The sequence below is a fragment of the Xanthobacter flavus genome (assembly GCF_017875275.1).
Classification (GTDB): domain Bacteria; phylum Pseudomonadota; class Alphaproteobacteria; order Rhizobiales; family Xanthobacteraceae; genus Xanthobacter; species Xanthobacter flavus_A.
Map to the genome: position 1 here is coordinate 4945529 of NZ_JAGGML010000001.1, position 22259 is coordinate 4967787.

At 68.6% G+C, this 22259-nt stretch carries 21 protein-coding genes and 1 tRNA gene; 10 read left to right on the forward strand and 12 right to left on the reverse strand.

The window, feature by feature from the left end:
* Positions 1-48: 48 nt before the first annotated feature.
* Together J2126_RS23170 and J2126_RS23175 are read left to right on the forward strand one after the other, a co-directional pair.
* A complete protein-coding gene (locus J2126_RS23170) occupies positions 49-747 on the forward strand; it encodes an XdhC family protein (protein ID WP_209489136.1) in 699 nt (232 codons plus the stop codon).
* A complete protein-coding gene (locus tag J2126_RS23175) occupies positions 744-2396 on the forward strand; it encodes an NTP transferase domain-containing protein (protein ID WP_209489137.1) in 1653 nt (550 codons plus the stop codon). Before J2126_RS23170 ends, J2126_RS23175 begins: the two co-directional genes overlap by 4 nt.
* Here the strand turns inward: J2126_RS23175 and J2126_RS23180 are convergent.
* On the reverse strand, positions 2368-2832 hold the full coding sequence (locus J2126_RS23180; protein ID WP_209489138.1) for a DUF488 domain-containing protein: 465 nt from the start codon (positions 2830-2832) through the stop codon (positions 2368-2370). The genes J2126_RS23175 and J2126_RS23180 overlap by 29 nt on opposite strands.
* A gap of 214 nt (positions 2833-3046) precedes the next feature.
* Between J2126_RS23180 and J2126_RS23185 the strand changes: the two genes are divergently transcribed.
* Both J2126_RS23185 and J2126_RS23190 read left to right on the forward strand, forming a co-directional pair.
* The gene (locus tag J2126_RS23185) at positions 3047-4216 is read left to right on the forward strand and encodes a zinc-binding metallopeptidase family protein (RefSeq protein ID WP_209489139.1); all 1170 of its coding nucleotides are present in this window, start codon (positions 3047-3049) and stop codon (positions 4214-4216) included.
* A gap of 125 nt (positions 4217-4341) precedes the next feature.
* Positions 4342-5832 carry an MDR family MFS transporter gene (locus tag J2126_RS23190; protein WP_209489140.1) on the forward strand — a complete coding sequence of 497 codons (1491 nt, stop codon included), beginning with the start codon at positions 4342-4344 and terminating at the stop codon, positions 5830-5832.
* 28 nt (positions 5833-5860) lie between these two features.
* Here J2126_RS23190 and topA read toward each other — a convergent pair whose 3' ends face one another.
* On the reverse strand, positions 5861-8548 hold the full coding sequence (topA, locus tag J2126_RS23195) for a type I DNA topoisomerase (protein WP_209490497.1): 2688 nt from the start codon (positions 8546-8548) through the stop codon (positions 5861-5863).
* A gap of 331 nt (positions 8549-8879) precedes the next feature.
* On the opposite strand from topA, the gene J2126_RS23200 reads away from it, so the two are divergent.
* Positions 8880-9092: a hypothetical protein gene (locus J2126_RS23200; protein ID WP_209489141.1), complete on the forward strand. Its 213-nt coding sequence runs from the start codon at positions 8880-8882 to the stop codon at positions 9090-9092.
* 11 nt (positions 9093-9103) lie between these two features.
* Here J2126_RS23200 and dprA read toward each other — a convergent pair whose 3' ends face one another.
* From dprA to J2126_RS23220, 4 genes are read right to left on the reverse strand one after another with little or no spacing between them, the layout of a single operon-like run.
* Complete coding sequence (dprA, locus tag J2126_RS23205) at positions 9104-10240, reverse strand: DNA-processing protein DprA (protein ID WP_209489142.1); 1137 nt, start codon at positions 10238-10240, stop codon at positions 9104-9106.
* Between the two features lie 6 nt (positions 10241-10246).
* The gene (plsY, locus tag J2126_RS23210; RefSeq protein WP_209489143.1) at positions 10247-10852 is read right to left on the reverse strand and encodes a glycerol-3-phosphate 1-O-acyltransferase PlsY; all 606 of its coding nucleotides are present in this window, start codon (positions 10850-10852) and stop codon (positions 10247-10249) included.
* A 58-nt stretch (positions 10853-10910) separates the two neighbouring features.
* Positions 10911-12227 carry a dihydroorotase gene (locus J2126_RS23215; protein WP_209489144.1) on the reverse strand — a complete coding sequence of 439 codons (1317 nt, stop codon included), beginning with the start codon at positions 12225-12227 and terminating at the stop codon, positions 10911-10913.
* Entirely contained in the window at positions 12220-13167 is a 948-nt protein-coding gene (locus tag J2126_RS23220; protein WP_209489145.1) for an aspartate carbamoyltransferase catalytic subunit, read from the reverse strand. Before J2126_RS23220 ends, J2126_RS23215 begins: the two co-directional genes overlap by 8 nt.
* A gap of 231 nt (positions 13168-13398) precedes the next feature.
* Here J2126_RS23220 and J2126_RS23225 point away from each other — a divergent pair, with 231 nt between their 5' ends.
* Positions 13399-13824, forward strand: a complete 426-nt coding sequence (locus tag J2126_RS23225) for a hypothetical protein (RefSeq protein WP_209489146.1) — start codon at positions 13399-13401, stop codon at positions 13822-13824.
* A gap of 49 nt (positions 13825-13873) precedes the next feature.
* Here the strand turns inward: J2126_RS23225 and J2126_RS23230 are convergent, their stop codons facing one another.
* From J2126_RS23230 to J2126_RS23245, 4 genes are all read right to left on the reverse strand, one after another.
* Positions 13874-14809 (reverse strand): AEC family transporter, encoded by a 936-nt coding sequence (locus tag J2126_RS23230; RefSeq protein WP_209489147.1) that lies wholly within the window; start codon positions 14807-14809, stop codon positions 13874-13876.
* Positions 14810-14986: 177 nt separating this feature from the next.
* Complete coding sequence (gene ruvX, locus J2126_RS23235) at positions 14987-15505, reverse strand: Holliday junction resolvase RuvX (RefSeq protein WP_209489148.1); 519 nt, start codon at positions 15503-15505, stop codon at positions 14987-14989.
* Between the two features lie 39 nt (positions 15506-15544).
* The gene (locus J2126_RS23240; protein ID WP_209489149.1) at positions 15545-15910 is read right to left on the reverse strand and encodes a type II toxin-antitoxin system VapC family toxin; all 366 of its coding nucleotides are present in this window, start codon (positions 15908-15910) and stop codon (positions 15545-15547) included.
* Positions 15907-16101, reverse strand: coding sequence for a type II toxin-antitoxin system VapB family antitoxin (locus J2126_RS23245; RefSeq protein WP_209489150.1), 195 nt, complete (start codon positions 16099-16101; stop codon positions 15907-15909). The genes J2126_RS23240 and J2126_RS23245 overlap by 4 nt, the downstream gene beginning before the upstream one ends.
* 162 nt (positions 16102-16263) lie before the next feature.
* Between J2126_RS23245 and gatC the strand changes: the two genes are divergently transcribed.
* A complete protein-coding gene (gene gatC, locus J2126_RS23250; protein WP_209489151.1) occupies positions 16264-16551 on the forward strand; it encodes an Asp-tRNA(Asn)/Glu-tRNA(Gln) amidotransferase subunit GatC in 288 nt (95 codons plus the stop codon).
* Positions 16548-18032 (forward strand): Asp-tRNA(Asn)/Glu-tRNA(Gln) amidotransferase subunit GatA, encoded by a 1485-nt coding sequence (gene gatA, locus J2126_RS23255; protein WP_209489152.1) that lies wholly within the window; start codon positions 16548-16550, stop codon positions 18030-18032. Before gatC ends, gatA begins: the two co-directional genes overlap by 4 nt.
* A 193-nt stretch (positions 18033-18225) precedes the next feature.
* Here the strand turns inward: gatA and J2126_RS23260 are convergent, their stop codons facing one another.
* Positions 18226-19287 carry a glycosyltransferase family 2 protein gene (locus J2126_RS23260; RefSeq protein ID WP_209489153.1) on the reverse strand — a complete coding sequence of 354 codons (1062 nt, stop codon included), beginning with the start codon at positions 19285-19287 and terminating at the stop codon, positions 18226-18228.
* Positions 19288-19544: 257 nt separating this feature from the next.
* Here J2126_RS23260 and gatB point away from each other — a divergent pair, with 257 nt between their 5' ends.
* A complete protein-coding gene (gatB, locus tag J2126_RS23265; protein WP_209489154.1) occupies positions 19545-21035 on the forward strand; it encodes an Asp-tRNA(Asn)/Glu-tRNA(Gln) amidotransferase subunit GatB in 1491 nt (496 codons plus the stop codon).
* Between the two features lie 198 nt (positions 21036-21233).
* On the opposite strand, the gene lipB is transcribed toward gatB, so the two are convergent.
* Positions 21234-21959 carry a lipoyl(octanoyl) transferase LipB gene (gene lipB, locus J2126_RS23270; RefSeq protein WP_209489155.1) on the reverse strand — a complete coding sequence of 242 codons (726 nt, stop codon included), beginning with the start codon at positions 21957-21959 and terminating at the stop codon, positions 21234-21236.
* A 201-nt stretch (positions 21960-22160) separates the two neighbouring features.
* Here lipB and J2126_RS23275 point away from each other — a divergent pair.
* Positions 22161-22245, forward strand: a tRNA-Leu gene (locus J2126_RS23275).
* Positions 22246-22259 lie beyond the last annotated feature (14 nt).

The window sequence follows — 22259 nt, forward strand, 5'->3', positions numbered from 1 at the left end:
ATATTCAGTGGGGAAGATGATCCGGATGCTCCCTGAGGGAGGACCACCATGCGTCTCGACCTGCTCGCCGCCCTGAATGCGGAGCGCGCCGCCCGCCGCGCCGCGGTCGTCGTGACCGAGCTGGCCACTGGCGCCCAGCGCCTCGCCACCGCCGCGACGCTCGCCACCGATCCGCTCGGCGCGGAGATCGCGGCGGCGCTCGCCGCCCGGCGCAGCGGCAAGGCGGCGGAGGGCAGCGTCTTCCTCGCGGTGGATGCGCCGCCGCCGCGCATGCTGGTGATCGGTGCCGTTCATATCTCGCAGGCGCTGGCCCCCATGGCGCGCCTCGCGGGATACGACCTGACGATCCTCGATCCGCGCACCGCTTTCGCGACGCCCGAGCGCTTCCCCGACGTGCCGGTGATCGCCGAATGGCCGGACGAGGCGCTGCCGGCCTATGCGCTCGATCCCTTCACCGCGCTGGTGGCCCTCACCCACGATCCCAAGATCGACGAGCCGGCCATCGCCGCCGCGTTGCGGGCCGAGTGCTTCTACGTGGGCGCGCTGGGCTCGCGCCGCACGCATGCCAAGCGCGTGGAGCGGCTGGCGGCGGCGGGGCTGTCCCAGCAGGCCCTGGCGCGCATCCACGCGCCCATCGGAATGGACATCGGCGCCTCCAGCCCCGCCGAGATCGCCGTCGCGGTGCTGGCCGAGGTGATCCGCGCCTTGCGCACCGGCTCGAGCGCTACGGCCGGAGCGGCCGCGTGAAATTTGGCCCCCTGCCGCTCGCCGAGGCCGAAGGCGCCATCGCCGCCCATTCCGTGCGGCTTCCCGGCGGCACCATCAAGAAGGGCACGCATCTCGCGTCCGCCGACATTGCCCGCCTGGCCGCCGCCGGTCTCACGGAGGTGGTCGCCGCGCGCATGGAGCCAGAGGACGTCCCGGAAGATGCCGCCGCGCGTCGTCTCGCGGAGGCGGTCGCGGGCGCCCATGTCACGCCCGACACCGCCTTTACCGGCCGGGCCAATCTTTATGCGGGGGCAGCCGGCGTGCTGCGCATCTCGGATGCGGCGCTCGATGCCTTCAATGCGGTGGACGAGGCCATCACCCTCGCCACCTTGCGCGATTTCAGCTCGGTGGCGGCCGGGGACATGGTGGGGACGGTCAAGATCATTCCTTATGCCGTGCCGGGCGCACTGGTTGAAGCCGCCGCCTCCGCTGCACGGGGTGTGATCTCCATCGCGCCGTTCCGGCTGAAGCGCGTGGCGGTGCTCTCCACGTTGCTGCCGGGCCTCGCCGACAAGGTTGTCGCGAAGACGCTCGCCATCACCCGCGCCCGTCTCGCGCCGGCTGGCGCCGAGGTGGCGTTGGAGCGGACCCTGCCCCACGACACGGCCGCCCTCGCCGCCGCGCTCAAGGATGCGGTGGCAAGTGGGGCGGAACTCGTCATCGTCTTCGGCGCCTCGGCCATCGCCGACCGCAACGACGTGATCCCCGCCGGCCTCATGGCGGCGGGTGGCGAGGTTGAGCGGCTGGGGATGCCCGTGGACCCCGGCAACCTCCTGATGCTGGGGCGGCTCGGCCCCGTGCCCGTGCTGGGCGCGCCGGGGTGCGCGCGCAGCCCCAAGGAGAACGGCTTCGACTTCATTCTCCACCGTCTCCTCGCCGGGCTGGAGGTGAGCGCACGCGACATCGCCCGGCTCGGGTCCGGCGGGCTGCTGCAGGAGATCGCCGCCCGTCCCCAACCCCGTGCCGAAACTGACGAGGCGGAGGAGGGGTTCGCCGCCGTCATCCTCGCCGCCGGGCGCTCTTCGCGCATGGGAGAGGGCATCAACAAGCTGCTCGCCGAGGTGGGCGGACGGCCGGTGATCCGCCGGGTGGCGGAAGCGGCGCTGGCCTCGCGGGCGCGGCCGGTCCTCGTGGTCACCGGGCATGAGCGCGCCCGCGTGGAGGCGGCGCTGGCGGGACTCGACGTGATCTTCGTCCACAATCCCGACCATGCGACGGGCATGGCCTCCTCTCTGCGCGCCGGTATTGCCGCCGTACCGGAGACCGTGGCGGGGGCGCTGGTGGTGCTCGGCGACATGCCGCTCCTCGCGCCCGGACTGCTCGACCGGCTGATGGATGCCCATGCGCCCGCCGCCGGCCGGCTCATCGCCGCGCCGGTGGAGGGCGGGCAGCGCGGCCATCCGGTGCTGTGGTCACGCCGCTTCTTCGGGGAGCTTTCCGCGCTGGAGGGCGATGTCGGCGCCCGTGCCATCCTCGCCGCCAACGCCGAGCTGGTGGCCGAAGTGCCGGTGACGGCGGAGGAGGGCGCTTTCCTCGACGTGGACACGCCGCGCCTCCTCGCCGAGGCGCGCGAGGCGGCCGGCAAGGGCGAGCAAACGCTCAGAACGGTGCCGGCTGAAGGTGCGTGACGCCGAGGTCCAGCCGCTCGCACAGGAACTCGGCCAGCCGCAGGCGGTGGCACCCTTCCACATGGCGCTCAAAGCACATGAGGCAGATGCGCCGCCCCTGCGCCAGCTCGGCGAGTTCCTCCAGCGCCGCCTTGGCCGGATCGCTGGCGAGGTGGGCGTCGTAGATGCGCATCAGCGCATCATGGTCGCCGCTGCGCGCGGCGAGCCGGCCCTCCTTGGGCGTGCCCAGCGCCCTGAGGTGGACATAGGCGACCCCATGCTCCGCGATACCCGCCGCCAGCGCCGTTTTGGAGAATCCCGGCCGGCGTGAGGCCGCGACGGCGCGCACGTCCACCAGGAGGCCCACCTTCGCCTCGTCCAGCGCCGCCTGGAAGGCCGAGGGCGTCGATTGCTCATAGCCGATGGTGAAGAGGGCGGTATCTGCGCGGCTGGTCATGGAGGCGATCATGCCCCCTGCGGGGCGACCCGTCATCCCGCGCGGCGGTATTCGCAGGTGCGAAATGGACTTGCCGTCGGGAAAGGGCCACTTTCTTGGGGTGGCGAGCGATCTGTGGGGAACCGTGCGGCGCCCAACGGGTTCAAAGGCCACCCGGACGGGCGTCGCATGACGGCCGTCTGCATGAGTTTGTTTTCCCGGGGGAGAACCCACAATGCGTCTGTTTCGCTGCGCCGCCTGCGATCAGCTCCTGTATTTCGAGAACCGTCGCTGCGAAAAGTGCGGCCACGACCTTGGCTACATTCCCGAGGCCAACGCGCTCGTTCCGCTGGAGCGCGAGGGGGAACCGGAAAGCGGGCTGTGGCGCCCCGTCGGCCGGAACGAGCAGCGCTACCGCTTCTGCGCCAATGCCGCCCAGGACGCCTGCAACTGGCTCGTGCCCGAGGAGCAGGAGGAGGAATTCTGCCTCGCCTGCCGCCACAACCGCATGGTGCCGGACCTGACCGTGCCGGAGAACCTGCGCAAGTGGCAGAAGGTGGAGATCGCCAAGCACCGGCTCATCTATTCAATGCTGCGCCTCAACCTGCCGCTGGAGAGCAACAAGGACCGCGAGGGCGGCCTGTGCTTCGACTTCCTCGCCGATGATCCGGATGGCACCACGCCGAAGATCATGACCGGCCACGATGAGGGCCTCATCACCATTGCCCTGGCCGAGGCTGACGACGCCGAGCGCGAGCATCGCAAGGGCGAGCTTGGCGAGCTCTATCGCACCCTGCTCGGCCATTTCCGCCACGAGACCGGGCATTATTACTGGAACCGCCTGGTGCGCGACGCCGGCCGGCTGCAGGCGTTCCGTGCCCTGTTCGGCGACGAGACCGCGGATTATGGTGAGGCCCTTCAGGCCTATTACGCCAATGGTCCCATTCCCGACTGGCAGGTCAATTACGTCTCGGCCTATGCCACCGCCCACCCGTGGGAAGACTTCGCCGAGACGTTCAAGCACTACATCCACATCGTGGACACGCTGGAGATGGCCTCCGCCTTCGGCATGCGCGTTCAGCCGCGTCTCGATCGGACGGGCGAACTCGGCGCGGAGGTGGACTTCAATCCCTATCGCGCCTGCGCCATCCAGCAGATGGTCGATTCCTGGCTGCCCATCTCGTTCGCGCTCAACAATCTCAACCGCTGCCTCGGCATGTCGGACGCCTATCCGTTCATCCTCGGGCCGGGCGTGATCCAAAAGATCGGCTTCATCCACAATCTGGCCCATCGGTTGGTAGAGGCGGACCCGGTGCCGGACACGGTGCCCGAGGAGGTGCCGCCGGGGCGCGGGGAAAACGCCGCCGACGCACCCGAGGGCAGCCCGGTCGCCGCGGTGGCCTGATATCTTCACGCAGTCGTGAAGCTTGGCGGAAGGGGGCGGCGTGTCCCCTTCCGCATCGGCGTCCTTGCGTTCGCCCGCCCGTGGGGTGCCCATGGGCGTCTCCCGCCGGGTTCCCGATTCCCCTCATGCAGTACACCGATCCGCAGCCGAACCGCGCCCCGTCCGCACCGCCGGACCATGCCGAAATCCGCCGCATCATCTTCGGCCTGATGCTGGCGATGCTGCTGGGGGCGCTGGACCAGACCATCGTCGCCACCGCGCTGCCGACCATCGGCGATGCGTTCGGCGATTTCGCCAACCTCTCCTGGGTGGTGACGGCGTATCTCCTCACCGCGACGGTGGCGACGCCGCTTTACGGCAAGCTCAGCGACATCCACGGGCGGAGGGTGATGCTGCTCACCGCCGTCGCGGTGTTCTCGGCCGCCTCGGTGGCCTGCGCGCTGGCGCCGAACCTGCTCGCGCTCATCATCGCGCGGGCGGTGCAGGGGCTGGGCGGCGGGGGCCTGATCTCCCTGTCCCAGACCATCATCGCCGATCTGGTCTCGCCCCGCGAGCGCGGGCGCTATCAGGCCCAGATCGCGGGCGTGTTCGCCGCCTCCAGCATCGCCGGGCCGGTGCTGGGCGGGTTGTTCGCGCAATATCTCGACTGGACGCTGATCTTCTGGATCAACCTGCCCATCGGCGTCGCGGCTCTGCTCATCACCGAGCGGCGGCTGCGCGACCTGCCGCGCCACGAGCGTCGCCACGCCATGGACTATCTGGGCGCGGCGCTCATGGCGGTGGCAAGCCTGCTTCTCCTGCTCGCCCTCGGCTGGGGCGGCGTGCGCTATCCCTGGGGCTCGCCGCTCATCCTCGCCCTGTTCGCCGGCGCGGTGGCGTTCGTGGCCCTGTTCATCTGGCGGATGCGGAAGGCGGAGGAGCCGTTTTTGCCTCTCGGGCTCCTCGCGGACAAGGTGGTGGGCTGGGGGATGATCGCCTCATTCCTCGCCTTCGGGGGCATGGTCGGGCTTTCCATCTTCGTGCCCCTCTATCTTGAGACGGGGCGGGGGCTTTCGGCCACCCAGTCCGGGCTCGGGCTGATCCCCTTCATGGGTGGCGTGGTGATGGGCGCGGTGCTCTCCGGCCGGTCCATGGCGCGCCTCGCCCGTTACAAGCGCCCGGCCCTCGCCGGGCTGACGCTCGCGACGGCCGGGCTCCTCGCGATCGCGCTGTTCCCCGGCATGCCGCTGCCGCTGGCACTGGCGCTGTTCGTCGTGATCGGCGTGGGCATGGGCACGCCGTTGCCGGTCTGCACCGTGTCGATCCAGAACGCGGTGCAGCCGCGTCTCATGGGCACCACCACGGGCGTGATGACCTTCTTCCGCCAGCTCGGCGGCGCGCTTTCGGTGGCGGTTCTGGGCGCCGTGCTTCTGGCCGTGCTGGCCGGAGGCGGGGCGGGGGATATCGAGACCCTGGCGCGCAACGCGGACCCGGCGCGCCTCGCCAGCGCGTTCAGCCGGGTGTTTCTCACCATGACGGTGGTGGTTGCGCTGGCGGCCGTGGCGCTGGCATTCCTGCCGGAGCGGCCGCTGCGCACGTCGGTCCACGCCAGCGAGGGCGAGGGCAGCCTCATGTGACGCTGCCCCGGCGTGAAGGACGCGGCGCCTATTCGGCCGCGTCGGGCTTGCTTGCGGCGACCTTTTTGGCGGCTGGCTTCTTGGCAGCGGGTTTCTTGGTCGCCGTGGACTTTGCGGCCGTCTTCTTCGCGGCGGCCTTCTTCGGCGCGGCCTTCTCTCCGTCCGCCGAGGCAGCTTTGCGAGTGCCACCCCGCGCGGGCTTGGCCGGCGAAGACGCCGCCTTGGCGTCGATGAGCTGCACCGCCTGTTCCAGCGTCAGCGCTTCGGGATCGGTGGACTTGGGCAGGGTCGCATTGACCTTGCCGTGGTTCACATAAGGCCCGAAGCGGCCTGGCCGCACCGTGATTGGCCCGCCCAGCGTCGGATGATCGCCGACGACCCGCCCGGCCGGCGTGCCGCCGCGGCCGCCACGGCCCTTGGACTGCTTCTCCGCGATCAGCGCCACCGCCCGGTTGAGGCCGATGGCGAGAATGTCGTCGCCGTCCTCGATGTTGGCGTAGGTGCGTCCGTGCTGGACATAGGGGCCATAGCGCCCGATGCCGGCGAGGATGGGCTCGCGATCCTCCGGATGGAGCCCGATCTCCCGTGGCAAGGCGAGCAGCTTCAACGCCGTTTCCAGATCCACGTCGGCCGGGGCGAGGCCCTTGGGCAGGGACGAGCGCTTGGGCTTCTCCCCCTCCTTGCCCTCGCCGAGCTGGAGATAGGTGCCGAAGCGGCCGGAGCGGATGGTGACTTCCTCGCCCGAATCCGGATCGAGGCCGAGCACGCGGGTGCCGTCGCCTTCCTGCGCATTGTCGCCGGTGAGCGGACGGGTGTGGCGGCACTCGGGATAGTTGGAGCAGCCGATGAAGGCGCCGAACTTGCCCATCTTCAGCGACAGCCGGCCGGTGCCGCAGGTGGGGCACAGGCGTGGGTCGGTCCCATCCTCGGTGGGCGGGAAGATGTGGGCGGTGAGCATCTCATCGAGCGCATCCAGAACCTGCGACACGCGCAGGTCCTTGGTGGCCTCGATGGCGGCGTGGAAATCCTGCCAGAAGGCGCGCAGCACCTCTTTCCAGTCCAGTTCCGCCGCCGACACTTCGTCGAGCTTCTCTTCCAGGTCGGCGGTGAAATCGTATTCCACGTAGCGCTTGAAGAAGCTTTCGAGGAAGGCGGTGACGAGCCGGCCCTTGTCCTCGGGTACCAGCTTCTTCTTTTCGAGCTTCACATATTCGCGGTCGCGCAGCACCGCGAGCACGGCGGCATAGGTGGAGGGCCGGCCGATGCCCAGCTCCTCCATCCGCTTCACCAGCGAGGCTTCCGAATAGCGCGGCGGCGGTTCGGTGAAGTGCTGGGTGGTGGAGATGTCGCGCTTCGCCAGCGCCTCGTTGGCGCTCATGGCCGGAAGGCGGCGGCCTTCCTCGTCGTCGTCCTCGTCGTCCTTGCCCTCGCGGTAGAGGGTGAGGAAGCCGTCGAACTTGACCACGGTGCCGGTGGCGGTGAGGTCCAGCGTGCGGGCACCGGCTTTCGCCTCGATGTCCGCCGTGGTGCGCTCCAGCTCGGCCGATTCCATCTGGCTCGCGACCGTGCGAATCCAGATCAGCTCATAGAGCTTGGCCTGCTCGCCATCGAGATAGCGGGCGACCTCGCGGGGATGGCGCGAGGGGTCGGTGGGGCGGATGGCCTCGTGGGCCTCCTGCGCGTTCTTGGCCTTGGTGGTGTACTTGCGCGGCACGCCGGGCAGGTATTTCGGGCCGAACTGCTTGCCGATGGCGCTGCGGGTGGCGGCCACCGCCTCCGGCGCCATGTCCACGCCATCGGTTCGCATATAGGTGATGAGACCCACCGTCTCGCCGCCCACGTCCACGCCTTCATACAGGCGCTGGGCGATCTGCATGGTGCGGGCGGGGGCAAGGCCGAGCTTGCGGCTCGCCTCCTGCTGCAAAGTGGAGGTGGTGAAGGGCGGCTGGGGATGCCGCTTCATGGGCTTGGCTTCGACCGAGCGCACCCGGAAGGCCGCGCTGTCCAGCGCCGCGCGGAAGGCCTTGGCCTCCTCCTCCGTGCCTACCGAGAGGCGGGTGATCTTCTTGCCGTCGGCGCCGGAAAGCCGCGCCTCGAACTCCTCGCTCCGCGGCGTCGCAAGCTTGGCGAGGATGGACCAGTATTCCTTCCGGACGAAGGTCTCGATCTCCCGCTCGCGGTCGCAGACGAGGCGCAGCGCCACCGACTGCACCCGGCCGGCGGACCGCGCGCCAGGCAGCTTGCGCCACAGCACGGGGGAGAGGGTGAAGCCGACGAGATAGTCCAAGGCGCGGCGGGCGAGATAGGCGTCCACCAGCGCGGTGTCGATGGCGCGGGGCGCCTTCATGGCCTCCAGCACCGCCTGCTTCGTGATGGCGTTGAAGACGACGCGCTCGACCTTCTGGGCCTTGAGCGCCTTCTTCTGCCGCAGCACCTCCAGCACGTGCCAGGAGATGGCCTCGCCTTCGCGATCCGGGTCGGTGGCGAGGATCAGGCCATCGGCCCCCTTCACGGCGGCGGCGATCTCGTTGAGCCGCTTCTGCGCCTTGGGGTCCACGTCCCACAGCATGCGGAAGTCGGCGTCCGGATCCACCGAGCCGTCCTTCGACGGCAGGTCGCGAACGTGGCCGTAGGAGGCGATGACCTCGTAGCCGGGACCGAGATATTTGTTGATCGTCTTCGCCTTGGCCGGCGATTCGACGATGACGACCTGCATGACGAACCGTGTCTCAATCAAGGGCCGCCGCCCCATTGCGCGGCCTTGGAAAGGGGAGGGAGCAGCCGGAGTTCCGATCGGCTCCCCGGCGGGCGAAGCAAGACGCTCCGGCTCCGGCGCCCGGCGCCTGATCGAGATCCGTCACCCAGCATGAGCGGACCAAGACACCGGGAGCGCCGCAACATGGGGAGCGTCGGGTCGCCTGTCAAATCGTCCACCCGTCCAAGGCGCGGCAACGCCTTTGATGAAAGTACAACCCAGAGTATGTTTTAATATCAAATTCAATCTTTAAGACGGTATTTCAGATACCAAACGGGGCTTCGCAAACGACATGACCGAACGGTCTCCCGCCGATGTCGCGGGCGATGCGGCTGCGACGGCCGCCTATGTCGCGGCCATCACCGCCGAGCTGGCGCGTCTCGCCCGCAACCATGGCTTTTCAACCCTCGCCTATGTGCTTGACATGGCACGCCAGGAGGCCCGCGTCCTCGCTGACAGCGTCTCCTCGCGCGGTCCAGGCAGTGCCGACGCCGGGCCACGGTAGGCCACTTCCTCCTATTTGAGCGCAACCCGCCCCGTGCCCGGGCGATCCAGCCGCCCCGCCAGTTCCAGCTCCAGCAGCACGATCTGCACCTCCGCCGCCGTGCAGCCGGAGAGGCGGACCAGATCGTCGATGGGTGTCGGCACCGGTCCGAGGAGCGAGACGACGCGGGCGCGCGCATCGTCGCCGGGCGTTGCCGGTCCGGAGGGGACGAAGGGGGCTTCCGCTTCCACCACCGGATCCTCCCGCCGCCCGGCGATGGGGGTGAGCACCTCGATCACGTCCGCCGCTTCGGTGACGAGGGTCGCCCCGCGCTTCAGCAGGCGGTTGGTGCCGCCCGCGCGGGGATCGAGCGGTGAGCCGGGCACGGCGAAAACCTCGCGTCCCTGCTCGGCTGCGAGCCGCGCGGTAATCAGCGAGCCGGAGCGCTCCGCCGCCTCCACCACCACCACGCCCAGGCTCATGCCCGACACGAGACGGTTGCGCCGGGGGAAGTCTCGGGCGCGCGGCTCCCAGCCGACGGGCATCTCGGAGACGAGCGCTCCCGTCGCGGCCACCTTTTCCATCAGGCCGAGGTTTTCCGGCGGATAGGGCTTGGCGAGCCCCCCGGCGAACACACCGACGGTGCCACCCTCGAGGCTCGCCTCATGGGCAGCGGCATCGATGCCGCGCGCGAGGCCGGACACCACCACCCATCCCCCGGCCGCGAGATCGCGGGCGAGCCGGGCGGCGAAGGTGCGGCCGGCGGCCGAGGCGTTGCGGGCGCCCACGATGCCGACCATGGGCCGGCGCAGCACCTCGGCCTGTCCGCGCACGGAAATCAGCGGCGGCGCGTCGTCGAGGGCGGCGAGGGCCGGCGGGTAGTCACGCTCGCCGAGCGCAACCAGCCGGGCGCCCATGCGGGCGTGCGCCTCCATTTCGGCGTCGACCTCGGCGAGGGTCGGGGTGTGCGGCGGCATCAGCCGTCCGCCCCGTCGGGCGAGGGAGGGCAGCGCCTCCAGCGCCGCGCCGGCACCGCCGAACTGGTTGATGAGGGCGCGGAAGGTGCGCGGGCCGACATTCTCGGTGCGGATCAGCCGCAGCCAGTCGCGGCGCTGCTCCGGCCCCAGCAATTCGCCTTTGGCGGGTCCCTGTGCCTTCCCCCGCGCCATGGCGGATCAGCCCTTCGCGCCGATCTTGCCCTCGGTGCCTTCCAGCAGCCGGCGGATGTTCTCGTGATGCTTCAGCCACAGCAGGATGGCGAGCACGGCGAGCAGAACGGCCAGATTGTTGTTCCCGAGGGCCATGGCCGCAACCACGGTGGCCACCGACGCCATGAGCGCGGACAGGGAGGAATATCGCGTGTAATAGGCCGCCCCCAGCCACACCACCGCGAAGGCGATGGCGGCGGGCCAGAACAGGCCGATGGTGACGCCAAGGAAGGTCGCGACGCCCTTGCCGCCCTTGAAGCGCAGCCATACCGGCGCGATGTGGCCGAGGAAGGCGCCGACCGCCGCCGCCATGGCGGCCGTCTCGCCAGCGAAGTGGCGGGCGACGAGGACCGCGACGGTGCCCTTCAGCGCATCGAGCACAAGGGTGGCCGCTGCGAGATCCTTGCGCCCCGTGCGCAGCACGTTGGTGGCGCCGATGTTGCCGGAGCCGATGGAGCGCAGGTCCTTGGTGCCGGCGAAGCGGGTCAGGAGGAGCCCGAACGGGACCGAGCCGAGCAGGTAGCCGAACGCGAGGGCGATCAGCAGCACGAGCGCGGGCGGGGTATCAGGCATGCGCACCTCGAACGGTCTCGCCGCGCCGCCGCGGCGGGACGGCTCAGGTCACGGTCGGTCAAACGTATTCGTAGACGGTGCGCCCGGCAACGACGGTACGCAGAACCCGACCGTCGAGGCGCGCCTCGTCGAACGGCGTGTTGCGGCAGCGCGACTTGAGGGAGGCGGGATCGAGCACGTAGGGCAGGCCGGGATCGAACACGATGACGTCCGCCGCCGCGCCGGGCCGGAGCGTGCCGGCATCGAGCCCCAGAATCTCCGCCGGCCGGGTGGAAAGGGCGGCGAGCAGGTTCACGAGGTCCACCTGATCGGAATGGACGAGGCGCAGGGCGGCGGAGAGCAGCGTCTCCAGCCCGATGGCGCCGGGCTCGGCTTCCGAGAAGGGCAGGCGCTTGCCTTCCACGTCCTGCGGGAGATGATCGGAAACGACCACATCCACGAGGCCGGAGGCGAGCGCCCGGATCAGCGCCTGCCGGTCCTCCTCCCCGCGCAGGGGCGGGGCAAGGCGGAAATAGGTGCGGTAGGCGCCGATATCCAGCTCGTTGAACGAGAGGTGGTTGATGCTGACGGAGGCGGTTACCGGCAGCCCGGCCGCCTTGGCCCGCTCCAGCACCTCCAGCGATTCGGCGCAGGTGAGCGCCGCCGCGTGATAGCGCGAGCGCGCCGCCCCCACGAGCCGCACGTCGCGCTCCAGAATGATGGTCTCGGCCGCCTTCGGATTGCCCGAGAGCCCGAGGCGGGAGGCGAAGGCGCCCTCGTTCATCGCCCCCTGCGACATGGACGCGTCCTCGGTGTGGTGCACGAGGAGGGCGTCGAAGTCGCGGGCATAGGTGAGCGCGCGGCGCAGCACCTGGGCGTTCATGATCGACTTGTGGCCATCGGTGAAGGCCACCGCGCCGGCGGCCTGCAATAGGCCGATCTCGGTCATCTCGTGGCCTTCGAGGCCCTTGGTGATGGCGGCCATGGGGTGCACGCGCACCACCGCCGTGTCCCGCGCCCGGCGCAGGATGAAGTCCACGATGGCCGGATCATCTACCGCCGGGTCCGTATCCGGCTGGCAGATGATGGTGGTGACGCCGCCTGCCGCCGCCGCGTGGCTCGCCGAGGCCAGCGTCTCGCGATGCTCGGCGCCAGGCTCGCCCACGAAGGCGCGCATGTCCACGAGGCCGGGAGCGACCACCGCCCCGGCGCAGTCCACCACCTCCGCGCCGTCGGGAATGCCGGCGGCGGCGATGCCGAAGCCGGCGTCCTTCACCATGCCGTCGGCGAGGAAGACATCGCCATGGAAGTCCGCGCCGCACGAGGGGTCGATGACCCGCGCATTGGCGAGCAGCAGCGGCCGGGTTTCGTTGGAATGGGAGCGGCCGTTACGCATTGGGAAGCTTCCGCGCGAGGGAATCGAGCACCGCCATGCGCACGGCGACGCCCATCTCCACCTGCTCTCGAATGAGGGACTGCGCCCCGTCGGCGATGGCGGAATCGATCTCCACGCCGCGGTTCATGGGGCCGGGGTGCATCACCAGCGCGTCGGGCGCGGCGTAGCGCAGCTTGGCCTCGTCGAGGCCGAAATAGTGGAAATACTCCTTCACCGAGGGAATGAAGGAGCCCGCCATGCGCTCGCGCTGGAGCCGCAGCATCATCACGATGTCCGCCCCTTCCAGCCCCGCCTCCATGGTGCGGAACACCTCGACGCCGAGGGTCTCCACGCCCGAGGGCAGCAGGGTGGAGGGCGCCACCACGCGCACCTTGGCGCCCATGGTGTTGAGCAGCGCGATGTTGGAGCGTGCCACGCGCGAGTGCAGCACATCCCCGCAGATGGCGACCGTCAGGCCCTGGATGCGCCCCTTGTTGCGGCGGATGGTGAGGGCATCGAGCAGCGCCTGTGTCGGGTGCTCGTGGGCGCCGTCGCCGGCATTCACCACGCAGCAATCCACCTTGCGGGCCAGCAGCGCCACCGCGCCGGAGGCATGATGCCGGACGACGAGGATGTCCGGGTGCATGGCGTTCAGCGTGATCGCGGTGTCGATCAGCGTCTCACCCTTCTTCACCGAAGAGGAGGCGACCGACATGTTCATCACGTCGGCGCCGAGCCGCTTGCCCGCGATCTCGAACGAGGACTGGGTGCGGGTGGAGGCCTCGAAGAACAGGTTGATCTGGGTGCGTCCGCGCAGCGTCGTGCGCTTCTTCTCGATCTGCCGGTTGAGTTCGACGAACTCCTCGGCGAGGTCGAGCAGACCCGTGATCTCGCCGGCGGAAAGCCCTTCCATGCCGATGAGGTCTCGGCCGGAGAGCGTGAAGGCGGAAGCATCTTGCATGGCAGGCGGGAGGCATATCCCCCAAGCGCCGCCCCGGCAAGGGAGCAGGCGCCGCAAGTCCATGATCGCTGTGATTTACCGGCCGTTCACCATCCGTGAAGGGCGGTCCTCGTGATTCCCCAGCGTCGCCACACTTTGGAACGAAGTCTCGCGGAGCCTTTACGCAGCCGGACCGGTGGGGCTTTTGCGAGCCCAAAGACCGTCGCCCCGGGAGGTTGGGAGTTACTCGTCATGTCCATTCTCAAGCGGACAAGCCTCATGGCGCTCGGCGTCGCCGTGCTGCTGACCGGTGGCGTTGCCACGGGCCATGCCGCAGCCATCGGCACCGGCGCGCTGGCCATGGCTCCGGCCAAGGCCGCGACCGCCACCGATGTCGGCTACTGGTATCGCGGCCGCTATTATCGCGGCGGCTGCTGGAACTGCGGCAACGGCGCTGCGCTGGGGGCCGGCGTCGCCATCGGCGTGCTGGGTGCGGCGGCCATTGCCGGCGCAGCGGCCGCGCCCCCGCCGCCCCCGGTCGTCTATTACGAGCAGCCGCCGGTCGTTTATTACCAGCCCGCGCCGCGCGTCTATCTGGAACCCGCACCGCCGCCGCGCCCGCGCAGCTGCTGGATCGCCACCGGCCCCGGCGGGCAGGGCTATTTCTCCCCCTGCTGAGGAACGGCTGAATGGCTCAGGGGCGGTTTTCGGCCGCCCCTTCCATTCGTTACGCCAGCATCTTGGCGATGGTCACCACCAGCGGCAGGGTAATGGCGGCGCCGATGATCTGGACGGTCAAAATCTCCGCGAGAAGCGGCGCATCGCCGCCCATCTGCCGCGCGAGCACATAGCCGTTGGGCGCTGACGGCACGGCAGCAGTGATCGCGACCACCACCAACTCCGTGCCGCTGAGGCCGAACGCCAGCGCCAAAGCGAGGCCGATCGCCGGCTTCACCAGCAGTTTCAGCGCGAGGCTGGCGAACACGATGGGCCGGAGCCGCTTCAGCCGGTCGAGAATGAGGCCGCCGCCCACCACCAGCAGCCCCAGCGCCAGCGAGGCGCGGCCCAGGATGTCGCCGAACTCCAGAATCACCTTCGGGACGGGAAACCCGGTCGCGTTCAGCAGCGCCCCCGCCGAGCAGGCCCAGATATAGGGATTGCGCGCCAGCTGTTCCGCCACATAGGCGAAGGTCGGCGGATGGCGGCCCGAGAAGGAGGCGAGCACCAGAACGCAGATCACATTCACCACGGGAATCATGGCGACGAGCGCGATGGCGGCGATGGTGATTCCCGCCGCGCCGTAAAGGCCCCCGGCCACCGCCAGCACGATGTAGGTGTTCCACCGCACCGCGCCCTGGAACAGGGAGGTGAAGCCCGGCCCGTCCGCCGCCAGCGCTGCAATGAGCGGCTTGTGCAGGATGAGGATGAGGACCGAGAGCAGTACCACCGTGCCGATCAGCGCCCCGGCTACCGCGATGACGTTCACGGTGCTCAGGTCCGCTTTTACCGCCGAGACCACCAGCAGCGCGGGAAACAGCACGAAATAGGTGAGCTTCTCCAGCGCCGCCCAATGGGCCGGATCCTTCAGCAGGATGCGGCGCAGGACGGCACCGAGGGCGATGATGAGGAAGACCGGCACGAGGGCCGTGATGATGAGGCTCATGGGGCAGACGCTTACCGTGCCCGCGGTTTGGCCGCAGGCAATTATTCCTCCGCGACGGTAGGAATGCGCCGCGCGATCGCTTTAGGCCCGTGGCCGCGAGAAGGAAAGCGTCACCGTCCCGAATCGGGACGCCACGGCGCCGCCATGTGAACCTGCGGGGAACTGAAGTGGACCGAATCAGTCCTCGAACTCGGTTCCTGTCGCGTTCTCCGCGAGACGGGCGAGAAAGCCCAGGGCGCCGTCGAGGATGAAGGCCGCCGCGTGCTGGTCCACCACCTCGGCCCGGCGTGCGCGGCTCATATCGGCCGAGATCAGCGCCCGCTCCACGGCGGCCGTGGACAGGCGCTCGTCCCACAAAGCGATGGGCCGTCCCGCGAGCCGCGCGAAATTGCGGGCGAAGGCCCGACTCGCCTGCGCGCGCGGCCCCTCGCTGCCGTCCATGTTCAAAGGCAGCCCGAGCACGAAGGCCACCGCCCGCCGTTCATCAGCCAGCGCGACGAGGCGCTGGGCCTCGGCGGTAAATTTCGTGCGCTTCACCGTCTCGATCACGGTAGCGATGCGCCGGTCGGGGTCGGACCCGGCGACGCCGATGGTCTTGGTGCCGAGATCAAGCCCTATCAGCGCCCCGCGCGGCGGCAGCAGGGCGGCGATGTCCGAGAGCGGACCGACGGGGGCGGGGAGGGGCGTATCTGCCATGCGCGAGGGTTAGAGGAATTGGCGGGCGGGGCAAGGGGGTCACGTTTGGAACGCGATTCCCAGGCGTTCTGCGACGGCTGCCAATCGCTTGTCGCGAGTCCAAAGAACCGCTCCGGGCGTCAATCGGACCGCAGCGACCAAGTGCGCATCTACGTAGCCAATCCCTCGACCATAGAGAGCCTCGGCCGCTATCAGGCCGAGCACTTCCTCCGTTTCGGCAACGGTAGCCTGCGGCAATGCTGCGAGGGCTTCCAGGATGACGTCCCGCCGGCGCAGGTTTCCAAGTGCCAGTTCGCCGATGACGAAGGGGTGCAATATCGCGGCGCCCGCCGCCAGCACCTGCTGCAGCCTCATATCCCCCTGGCGAAAGTGGTCGATCCAGACGGAGGTATCGACCAGAATCATTCGTCGGGCCGGCGTCGGCGGATCGGCGTCAGCTGGGGCTCGCTCCCGCCGAGACGTGCGAGGCGCAATGCGCTCTCTCGTGCGATCAGCGCCTTCAGCGCCTCGCGCACCAGGGCGGACTTTTCGGTCACTCCGGTCAATGCCTGCGCCCGCGAGAGGAGCTCGTCATCTATGGCGAGGGTCGTCCGCATTTGGAGTTAGCCTTTGGTGAGTTCTCTAGGCACGAATAGTAGCATCATTCGATGCGGCATGCGCTCATGCGCTGCGCCGGTCTGATCGGGCCCCCCAAGCCAAACCCTTCCACCGCGGCATACCCCTTGCTATAGCGGCGGGCAGCTTTTGGGAGCGTACTCATGTCCGTCGATCAGGCGACAGTCCGCCGGGTGGCCCATCTCGCGCGCATCGCGGTGCGCGAGGAGGAACTCGGCCATCTTCAGAACGAGATCAACGCCATCCTCGATTTCGTCGAGCAACTGGCGGATCTCGATGTCTCCGGGGTCGAGCCGCTGACCAGCGTCGTTCCCGTGGAGCTGCCCATGCGGGAGGATGCCGTTACCGACGGAAACTGCCCGGAGAAGGTGCTCGCCAACGCCCCCGACGCCGAGGGTGGCTTCTTTACCGTGCCGAAGGTGGTGGAATGACCAAGCTCACCAAGCTCACCCTCACCCAGGCGCGCGAGGGGCTGGCCCAGGGCGAGTTCACCTCCGTGGAACTCACCGAGGCCTATCTGAAGGCCATGGAGGAGGCGCGTCCCCTCAACGCCTATGTGCTGGAGACGCCGGACATCGCGCTGGAGATGGCGCGCGAGAGCGACAAGCGCATCGCCTCCGGCGATACCGGGCCGCTGGAGGGCATTCCCCTCGGCATCAAGGACATGTTCGCGACCGAGGGCGTGCGCACCACTGCCTGCTCGAAGATCCTCGAGAACTTCGTGCCGCAGTACGAGTCCACCGTCACCTCCCATTTGTGGCGGGACGGCGCGGTGATGCTCGGCAAGCTGAACAACGACGAGTTCGCCATGGGCTCGTCCAACGAGACCTCGGCCTTCGGGCCGGTTGTGTCGCCCTGGCACCGCGACGGCGACGACACTCCCATCGTGCCCGGCGGCTCGTCCGGCGGCTCGGCGGCGGCGGTGGCGGCCTTCCTGTGCGCGGGCGCGACCGGGACGGACACCGGCGGCTCCATCCGCCAGCCCGCCGCCTTCACCGGCACGGTGGGCATCAAGCCCACATATGGGCGCTGCTCGCGCTGGGGCATCGTCGCCTTCGCCTCGTCCCTCGACCAGGCCGGCCCCTTCGCCCGCACGGTGAACGACGCGGCCGTGCTGCTGCGCTCCATGGCCGGCTACGACCCGAAGGATTCCACCTGCGTCAACCGGCCGGTGCCGGACTATGAAGAGGCGGTCGGGGCCTCCATCAAGGGCAAGAAGATCGGCATTCCGCGCGAATACCGCATGGACGGCATGGCCGACGAGATCGACACCCTCTGGCGCGAGGGCGCCAAGTGGCTGGAAGAGGCCGGCGCCGAGATCGTCGACATCTCGCTGCCCCATACGCAGTACGCCCTGCCGGCCTATTACATCGTCGCTCCGGCGGAAGCCTCGTCCAACCTCGCCCGTTACGACGGCGTGCGCTACGGCGCCCGCGTGCCGGGCAGGGACGTGGTGGAGATGTACGAGAACACCCGCGCCGCCGGCTTCGGCCCGGAGGTGCGCCGCCGCATCATGATCGGCACCTATGTGCTGTCCGCCGGCTATTACGATGCCTATTACCTGCGCGCGCAGAAGGTGCGCAGCCTCATCAAGCGCGACTTCGACCTCGCCTTCGCGCAGGGCGTGGATGCCGTGCTGACCCCGGCGACGCCCTCGCCCGCCTTCGGCATCGGCGAGAAGCTGAAGGCTGATCCGGTCGAGATGTATCTCAACGACGTGTTCACCGTAACCGTGAACATGGCCGGCCTGCCGGGCATCTCCGTTCCCGCCGGCCTTTCCGCCGATGGTTTGCCGCTGGGCCTTCAGCTCATTGGCCGGCCGTTCGAGGAAGAGACGCTGTTCTCCCTCGCCGAGGTGATAGAGGAGGCGGCGGGCCGCTTCCCGGTCGAAGACCTGTGGTGGAAGAGCTGAGATCGCTTCCAAGCGGAACCGGGGCCTTGCTCCGGTTCCGCACCCGCGAAAGATCCCCCGCCCCGCGTGTTACCGCGGCATCGGCGCCCCCAGTCCTCAGGCGCTTGGCGCCAAAGACAGTTTCGAGAAAAGCTGCCCGCAGCAGCTCAAGCGGGCGACCAAGCTCTGAGGCGGGCCACCGGAGCCGCTCGGCTCAATAGTATCCAATCGGTTCTTTGGGCACATCCTGGCCGTGGCGGAGCGCCGTGAGGCGTCTGCGCAGCGACTTCTGATGCCGTGAGAATGCCCCGAAGAGGCGGGACTGGAACGTCGCGCCGCCCTGCCGCAGTTCCCTGTTCTCGTCGAGCGCTGCCTTGAAGGCATGGACGAGATCGTCGGTCGCCGAGAGCACCCTGCGGTAGGGGAAGATACGCGCCAGTTCGGGATAACGCACCTCGCCCCTGCGTTCGACGAAGGGCTGCAGCCGCGCCGTGCGGCCGCCCCGGTCGGCGCCCAGCGCCTCGGCCAGTCGGCCGATGGCGCGCACCTTGATGTCGTCCTCTTCCTTCAGGATGCCGACCCCTTCGAGGAGCCGGTCCGGCGCCCCATGGGAAAAGTCCGTCCGCGCGGTCCAGCGGAGATAGCCGGCGATGCCCTTGCTCACCAGTTGCGCTTCCGAGCGGGCCGGGAAATGGGCGAGCTGGACGTTGGGAAGCAGTGTGGTCGGCAGGGTGACATCCCACTTGGTGGCGCGGTGGTTGCCATCGACGATGGCGAAGCCGCGCTCGCAGGCGAGCGCGCCCGGCACGATCACCTTGAAAATGTAGGGTTCATGCACCGCCACATGCCGCAGCCGGGTGAGCGGGCAGGGCTCTTCGAGATCGTCCTGCTCGGTCATCAGGTAGTGACGCGGGTTCAGCCCGCCGAGCCGGTAGCCACCGATGGCTGCGAGGTCCGTCTCAAGGGCTGCACGGTCCTCGGCGACAATGAACTCATCGCCATCCAGCGGGAAAACGAAGTCCCAGGATGATGCTGCCATTGCGTAGGCGATGAGGGCCGTGGTGCGCTCGCCCTGATGATAAGCCGCCAGTGACTTTTCAGAAGTCACCGATACGGGAAGACCTTCGGAGACCAGGATGTCGAGGATGCGAGTGGTCTGGTCCGTGCTCCCGTCGTCTACAATGTAAAGGTGGTCTAAGAAAAATAGATTATGACGCACCCAAGCTTCGATTATATCCGCTTCATCGCGGACGACGGAGACCCCCGCCAGCCTCATCTGCCCTACTCCTACAAGCCCGGGGCCCAATCTAAAGGCGGGCAGAGCGGAATTTGGGTATACTGAGAGCGGGAGCGCGGCGGTTTTGCGGGTGAAATGAGGCGCCGATAACTTAGTGTAACAAAGTGTATCTTGACCTTGCGGCACCCCATGGCCGTTGCCTGCTATGTCGCCTAGGGGTACGACACCGACCAGATTGCGGCGCTGCCGCAAGGATCAGGCAGCGTAGGCCATCCGCGCACGACGATAGGACGACCATGACCCTTCACACCCGGCCCTCGGAGGCCAAGAAGCTCATTTCCGGCGCCACCGGCGATTGGGAGGTGGTGATCGGCATGGAAGTGCATGCCCAGGTCGCTTCCAATGCCAAGCTGTTCTCCGGCGCCTCCACCGCCTTCGGCGGCGAGCCGAACGACCATGTGTCGCTGGTGGATGCGGCCATGCCGGGCATGCTGCCCGTCATCAACAAGGAGTGCGTGGCGCAGGCGGTGCGCACCGGCCTTGGGCTGAAGGCGGAGATCAACCTGCATTCGGTGTTTGACCGGAAGAACTATTTCTATCCGGACCTCCCGCAGGGCTACCAGATCAGCCAGTACAAGCAGCCCGTGGTGGGGGAGGGCGAAGTGATCGTCGACCTGCCGGACGGCGAGAGCTTCACCGTGGGCATCGAGCGCCTGCATCTGGAACAGGACGCCGGCAAGTCCATCCACGATCTGTCGCCGACCCTCTCCTTCGTGGACCTCAACCGCTCCGGCGTGGCGCTGATGGAGATCGTCTCCCGCCCCGACCTGCGCTCGGCGGACGAGGCGAAGGCCTATGTGACCAAGCTGCGCACCATCCTGCGCTATCTCGGCACCTGCGACGGCGACATGGAGAAAGGGAATCTCCGCGCCGACGTGAACGTCTCCGTGCGCCGGCCCGGCGGCCCGCTCGGCACCCGCTGCGAGATCAAGAACGTCAATTCCATCCGATTCATCGGCCAGGCGGTGGAGGCGGAAGCCCGCCGGCAGATCGAGATCATCGAGGACGGCGGCACCATCGCCCAGGAAACCCGCCTGTTCGATCCCGGCAAGGGCGAGACGCGGTCCATGCGCTCCAAGGAAGAGGCGCACGACTACCGCTATTTCCCTGACCCGGATCTCCTGCCCCTCGACATCAAGGCCGAGTGGGTGGAGGCGCTGAAGGCCGACCTGCCCGAACTGCCGGACGAGAAGAAGGCCCGCTTCATCGCCGACTACGGCCTCTCGCCCTACGACGCCGGCGTGCTGGTGGCCGAGCGCGAGACGGCCGACTATTTCGAGCAGGTGGTGGAAGGCGGCGGCGCCAAGCGCGACGGCAAGGCGGCGGCCAACTTCGTCATCAACGAGCTGTTCGGCCGGCTGAACAAGGAGGGGAAGGACATCACCTCCTCGCCGGTGACGCCCCACCAGATCGGCGCCATCCTGGACCTCATCGCCGAGGGCACCATCTCGTCCAAGATCGCCAAGGACCTGTTCGAGATCGTCTTCACCGAGGGCGGCGACCCGCGCGTGGTGGTCGAGGCCCGCGGGATGAAGCAGGTGACCGACACCGGCGCCATCGAGAAGGTGGTGGACGAGATCATCGCCGCCAATCCGGACAAGGTGGCCCAGGTGCAGGCCAAGCCCACCATGCTCGGCTGGTTCGTCGGCCAGGCCATGAAGGCCTCCGGCGGCAAGGCGAATCCCCAGGCGCTGAACGATATCCTGAAGGCGAAGCTGGGGATCTGAGGGGTTTCGCTTCTCTCAGAGAGGGGGAGAAGCGCGCTGTCGCCGGGCGACCCTAACTCCCTCTCCCCTTGCGGGAGAGGGTAGGGGTGAGGGGTATTGTGCCCCACGAGCCGGCGTTGCTTGCGCGAAGAGAATCTTACCCCTCACCCCCGGCCCCTCTCCCCCAAGGGGAGAGGGGAGGCCGAATGGCTTCCGCCCTTAGCCGAGCGGCTTGCCTGGCACCGTTTCCCCAAACACCTCCTCGAACGCCACCCGCATCACCGCATCCACCTCGGCCATGGTCACCGGCAGGCCGAGGTCGGCGAGGCTGGTGACGCCGTGCTCCCTCACGCCGCAGGGCACGATGCCGCCGAAGTGGGAAAGGTCCGGCTCCACGTTCAGCGAGATGCCGTGGAAGGTCACCCACCGGCGCACGCGGATGCCGATGGCGGCGATCTTGTCCTCTCCGCCGCCCTTCCTCCTGACCCAGACGCCCACCCGGTCCTCACGCCGTTCGCCGGTGACGTTGAAGGCGGATAGGGTGCCGATGATCCACGCCTCCAGCGCGCTCACATAGCGCCGCACGTCCGGCGACCGGCGCTTCAGGTCGAGCATCACATAGGCCACCCGCTGGCCGGGACCGTGATAGGTGAACTGGCCGCCCCGGCCCGTCTCGTAGACGGGGAATCGCGCGTCCACGAGGTCCTCCGGCCGCGCGCTGGTGCCGGCGGTGTAGAGCGGGGGGTGCTCCAGCAGCCAGACGCATTCGGCCGCCGTACCATCGGCGATGGCCGCGACGCGCGCCTCCATGGCCGCAAGCGCCTCCGGATAGGCGACGAGCCCCTCACTCACCACCCACTCCACCGGTGGCGCGGCGGAATCGCTGGGGTGGAAGGCGGTCTCTAGGCTGGCGCGGGTGGCGGCTGGGGGGGCGCTGGCGTTCATGCGAACTGCTTTAATCCATCCGCGCGCCCGGTCCAGCCCCGCCGTCACAGGGTTCGCGGAACCGTCATCCACAGGCCGGGCGCTGTGGTGCAGCTTACCTTTGCCGGGCACTTGTGGCGGCACATTCGATCTGTTAGACGATGGCCCCCGGCCGGAAGCGGTCCTCTCCCGAGGAACCTGAGGCCGGTGCCATCCCTGACTGCGGTCGTGGCGGAATTGGTAGACGCGCTAGCTTGAGGTGCTAGTGGGGAGACCCGTGGAGGTTCGAGTCCTCTCGTCCGCACCAGGTTGATCTGGCTT